General features: G+C 40.9%; 4 protein-coding genes. All 4 read right to left on the reverse strand.

The annotated features are described in order from the left end of the window. Nucleotides 1–61: 61 nt before the first annotated feature. Nucleotides 62–1519, reverse strand: a complete 1458-nt coding sequence (locus H7U22_RS22660) for a MutS-related protein (RefSeq protein WP_187073618.1) — start codon at nucleotides 1517–1519, stop codon at nucleotides 62–64. A gap of 1322 nt (nucleotides 1520–2841) precedes the next feature. Then, a complete protein-coding gene (locus H7U22_RS22665) occupies nucleotides 2842–3639 on the reverse strand; it encodes a PRTRC system ThiF family protein (RefSeq protein WP_187073619.1) in 798 nt (265 codons plus the stop codon). Beyond that, nucleotides 3639–4349, reverse strand: coding sequence for a PRTRC system protein B (locus H7U22_RS22670; protein WP_187073620.1), 711 nt, complete (start codon nucleotides 4347–4349; stop codon nucleotides 3639–3641). Before H7U22_RS22670 ends, H7U22_RS22665 begins: the two co-directional genes overlap by 1 nt. Then, nucleotides 4336–5310: hypothetical protein (locus H7U22_RS22675; protein ID WP_222621944.1), on the reverse strand; the 975-nt coding region annotated here is incomplete at its 5' end. The genes H7U22_RS22675 and H7U22_RS22670, both read right to left, overlap by 14 nt.

Genomic DNA, 5310 nt, shown 5'->3' on the forward strand with positions numbered 1-5310 from the left:
TCTGCTTTTTTCAAGCAACAACTCTGGGGGTCAATTTAAAATTGGCGAAAGGGGGTCAAATTTATTGGTATATGCAGGTGGATACAAAAACAATATGTTTTTTTTGATCCAGGTATGATAGAATAGCCTTTGCAGAAGCAATACGTTCTATGGTATTTGTCCCTTTAAATATTTCATCGAGGACATAAAGGTTCTGACTGCTATGATCTGTTGCGTCGATAAGGGTAGACATGACGCTGACCTCTTGAAAAAAGTAACTTTTCCCCTGAAACAAATTATCATCGATACGTATTGACGAATAAAGGTTTAATATTGGTGCTCGGTATTCTTTTGCAAAGCAAGTATATATTGTCTGTGAAAGAAGCGCGTTGATACTGACCATTCTTAGAAAAGTACTTTTACCCGACATATTCGATCCCGTCAGCAGTATACTTCGCTTATCAATATTGATAGTATTGCCGACACAGTTTTTAACCAATGGATGTATGCCGTCTTTAATACTGAAGTGCTTTACCTCCTCGGTAAATACCGGAAGACAGGTACCAATCTCTCCACTTCTAAGGGACGCTACAGAAATTGCGGTATCAATGACTCCAACATACCTGAATAAGTTATCAATTTTTGCCTGGTTTTTTTTAATCAATTTTAAAAGACCGTAAATTGTAAAGGATTCGATCAAAAGGACTGACTTCAGCAAATCGAAAAGGTACAAAGGTAGATAGGCAATATTGGCTTCTCCCTTGACATCGTATCCGAAATAAATTAGATTTATCAGGCGTTGAAAATGCCTAAAAACGTCCGTACTGTCTTTAATATGCCTGCTTTCAAACGGTATCTTCAATTTACTTATATTTTTCGCAGCCCTGATCAATAAATCAAGCTGTGGTAGTGAATTCGTGAAATGTAGGATATACCTTTTGTTTAAATAATTTAGATAAAAAACATTAAACGCAGCAATAAGAATCCCCAAAACAAAAAATAAGGGCCATTTTATCGACATTGCGAAGCTTGAAATCAAAATAACCACATCTATTACTAGCCAGTTGAACCAACGGGGCTGCTCGGGTATCGTATCTGCGAGCAGAGTTGCTACAGAATAGCCTTTTTCAGAACTGAGCTTTAAAAGTTCCATCTGCACCAATATCCTTGTGTCTTCCTGGTTATAAAAAAAAGTTACCTGCCTGTCAAATTGCCTTAACTCCTTTATTTCGGACATAGGCTTTTTTAACCGGTCATAAAGATACTGTTGGCCGACCTTGCTGGTTGTCCGGTCAACAAATGTGAATAACCTGTCAAAATCAATATCGTTCATCGTCTGAACGGATAATTTATGTCCATCGCCCGGGCTCGAAGCACCCGAATAACGCCTTACCTTGTCAAGATTGATATAATCTTCCCTTGCTTTGCCCCATTGTTCATTTAGTATACTAACTTGCTTTTTCCGATTCTTGGCACTGGAGAGGAACGTAAATAGAATGAAGGCCGCAAAAAGCGCTATTAAAAGTAAAAGGTATTCCATGATTTTATTCTAACTGTTACCCAGATTTATAAGCAACTAAATTTCATTACCACTGACGCTGTATTAAAGTTATGATTTATATCCATTAATCAGTACTCTTTGGGACTAGGTCTTGACAATTTTATCTGCGTCGCTCAGTCCCAACTTCCAAATATCCAAATCTCCTGTAATTTCGGCAATAGATTCATAAGCCTTTGCTCTCCACATGCGGAGATATATGCGAATGCGCAATATTCTCCACCAACGAAAGTGTCTGCTGGTTGCCGAACAACTTTGCCATTTCCAGCATAAGATGTCTTCCTGATGAGGAAACCGACACATGTGAGTCAATAACACCCTTGTTGATATCGAAATAATACTGATCTTTGTTCAGCATTTTGACATCATTGAACATAATATTGATGGACACAGACTGCTTCAGCGGTGGGTGTTGTGCAATGGATATCTGTAGATGCCCGATACAGCATCGCTTTTCCCTTGGGAAGGCTTGTTTTTTCCAGATAACGGAGTTCGACCTTTTCTCCGATATATCCTACAACTGATTCATTATCATACTCTCGGCCACATTTTTTTTATCCTGTCGGTTAAATTATTTTTCTGTTCCATATAAGCCCAGTCTAGCAGTTTAGACAAAACAGGATGTCTTTGACATCCTGTTTTGTGTTGATTAAAGAATAATGATAATGTAGGCGATTCCCTCGATTACCAAAATAGCTTCGGTAGGCGTTGCCGATTCATTAGAATTAATCACGCGGTTTTCCAATTCCGGTAAAACGAATTTCATAAGAATACATTTTTATTCCCTACTTACAGTGCATATGCTTAAGGCCTCTGTTTCAGGATAAATAGGCCTATCAAAATGCGAAACCGACATTAATATCCCTGCTTACCCATATTTAACTATTTATAGAATGATGAGTATATGGGAATCAAAAACCAGCAGGCTAATTGAAAGACCATAAATAGTAGCTTTTTAACACAGATAAGACTACCCAGTACATAAAGACCGGTTTTCTATTTCCAAGGGCTAAAAATCGGGAAATCATTTCTGTCCTTTCAAAAATAAACTCGCAAATTTATATTGGGAGACCCATGTATTCAAGGCCACAGATTCTAATCCGCAAAATAAAATCCAAACAATCGAGATTCAACTCTATTTTCAATTGGTATAATCTGCAAGATCAGGAAAGCCTCGGTGTAGAAATCAAATGCCTCAAAAAAAACGGCTGACGTTTTGGAAGGATTGCCAGTGCCCGGGAAAACGGCAGCCGAAAAAATGGGCGGGCGAAGCCCGCCGCCGGGGAATTTCCAGAAAGACCTTTCTACACAACAACAGGCTGTGACCGGAAATCCTTAAGGTTTAAAAAGAAGCCCCTGTATTCGAGCAGTCCCTCCCGAAAAAGATTCCATAGCATGGAAGCACCCAGACTGACTAAAGCAGAATTGATGAATAAATCCTGTTTTGTCAGGGCTTCCGCCAAAGAACAGCTTGGATCGTTCGCATGCTGATCGTTGCCATCAAGCAAGACCCCATAATCTTCAAGCATGGAAGATAAATTTCCAACCGTTTCAAACCTTTCTGATTTTGGCTGTTTGATGGTCTGCAAGGTTGACAAAAACACTTGTCCCGAAGTTCTGCTGTTTCCCAAATCCAAAAGGTAAAGCCCTTGATCTCTTTGAGAATCATGTTCGATTCGGATCAGATGCTCAATGTTTGCTCTGGCCAATAGGGTATCTACACAGGAAACCGTTAGGTTTGCTTTTCTGCTATGCAGTGATTTTGTATCGCTCACCGCTTCAAATCTTTCGGGCACGGCTTTCCATCCGCTTCCAAAAAAGCGGTTCACACGGTTGATGAGCGCAACTCCCTTATTCATCCCAAGTTCTGATTCAGAGAATAGCTGTCTGCCAAGATTTGCGCTCTCTACGGTATCATCATCAAAAACAGTTACCTGTAAGCCTGCATGACCAAGCGAGCAGAGGGCATGGTTGATCCTCGCCAGAGCGGTAAGCATCTGACTGCCGTTACCACCTGCACCGATAAGACTCACGGAAATGGGATTGGTGGGATTTATGAGGTAAGAGTGTACAAAATGTATTCTTTTCTTTTGCAGTTCCATTAGATCAGGTCTTTTAGGGTTTTGGGATATTTTTTTAACGTTTTTATGGGGAATGGTTTTTCGCTAGATACAAGGGATTGCCACAGCTGAACGATATTTGTTTTTGTCGGTGCGCTGTCCCCGAGAAGATGGCTGAAAGCGGACTTAAAAAAGTAGTTCTGCCAGGATTCCATAAATCCTTCGAGAGAGGAGTTGATGTCGATCTCTATTGCTACATTCCCCATACAGACCTCTCCATTTTGATAAATATTAAAAAAGGGTGCGTAATATAGGGTTGAACTGCTAACAGGTCTTCCGTCTTTTGCCAGAGCCCATAGGGACAAACGTTGCTTTGAAGCCTTCCACAAAAGAGGAGGAAGATTGGCTTCACCATCATCAATAGACAGGTCTTTTTTAAAAGAGAGGTTTTGCCTAACTGAATGGGTGTACCAAAGAACATAGCCGTCACGATCGGAATTTATAAACAGCACTTCGGGCGCAAGTATGGATCGGCACTGCAGAAAACCCTGCTTTAATTCTTCGCTGTCTGCAAGGGCATCTGAAAGGGCATGGCTCTCTTGCAGGGAAAGGGGATGCGCATTGATCGGCTTCCCAAAAAAATCCATATCGTAGCCCTCTACGTAAAAACTCTCGTCCTTTGCGGATTTATAGAAAAGAATCGCCTTAAAGGGATCGTATGTTTTTTCGAATGATTCGTTAATGTTTTTCATGTTCAAAATCTATTAAAGTGTCGGTCAGATCATTCAGCAGATCGAAAAAGGTCTCCTCAAACAAGAGGTCATGGGTCTGCTTTTCCTGCGGAAGGTCAAAAAACTGAATGTCCATCGGCTCGTCTATCCAGTTGTATTCCTGTAAAGCTGAATTAACAGTTTCCATGAGTGTATCATAAAGGCAGTCGTTTCTGCTCCATATGAAAGAGAGGTATTGGTCAATCCTTATTCTTTCCTCCTGTTCCTCCTCTGCATCAAAATCATCGATGATCTTGTCCATAACCGTCCTTTCGGGAAAAGTGCCGAACATCGAATATGCCTTTTGCGCAAGGGCGAGCAGATCCTCCTCGACTTTGTCCGAGGGACAAAAAGCCATCATTCTTTTTTTAAAATCACTTAAGGGCTTTTTCTGCTTAAGTCTTTTCAAAATTGAATGGCTTTGCCTGTCCATTTTTTTTATGTAGGAAAGCTGATGCCTGCGGTAGGCTTTGTCCTCCTCCTCCTCGTTTTCCAAAATCCATTCTCCGATCATCGAATAGGTATCATTGAGGTAGCTACAGCAGTCTGCATGGGATGGAATTTTCCCATATTGATAAAAACAGGCGGTTACCGAAAGCAGAAGATCGGCAACTGCTCTTCGCTCCCTGTCCCTCAACAGCCTGTAAAGCGGTTCAAGGGGCAGATAATACAGCGTTGTCTTGGTATCAAAGATTTTCACGGTTGCAAGCGTTGCCCTGTGGGTTTCGTCCTCCAATACCATGAGCTGTAAATCTTCTGCCCGAAAGTCCATTTCGGCTTTGAGGTAAGCGATACATTTCGAGATATTCAGCGGATAGACGAAATCCGAAAAATAGAGCGGTTCGATTTTGTAAAGCCTGCACAGATGCATATACCAATAAATTTGACCCCCTTTCGCCAATTTTAAATTGACCCCCAGAGTTGTTGCTTGAAAAAAGCAGAA

The sequence above is a fragment of the Pedobacter fastidiosus genome (genome assembly GCF_014306625.1).
GTDB lineage: Bacteria > Bacteroidota > Bacteroidia > Sphingobacteriales > Sphingobacteriaceae > Pedobacter > Pedobacter fastidiosus.

What these genes read in the sequence shown, in the direction of transcription:
- H7U22_RS22660 (WP_187073618.1), bottom strand. Translation starts at nt 1,519, where the DNA reads ATGGAATACCTTTTACTTTTAATAGCGCTTTTTGCGGCCTTCATTCTA.
- H7U22_RS22665 (WP_187073619.1), bottom strand. Translation starts at nt 3,639, where the DNA reads ATGGAACTGCAAAAGAAAAGAATACATTTTGTACACTCTTACCTCATA.
- H7U22_RS22670 (WP_187073620.1), bottom strand. Translation starts at nt 4,349, where the DNA reads ATGAAAAACATTAACGAATCATTCGAAAAAACATACGATCCCTTTAAG.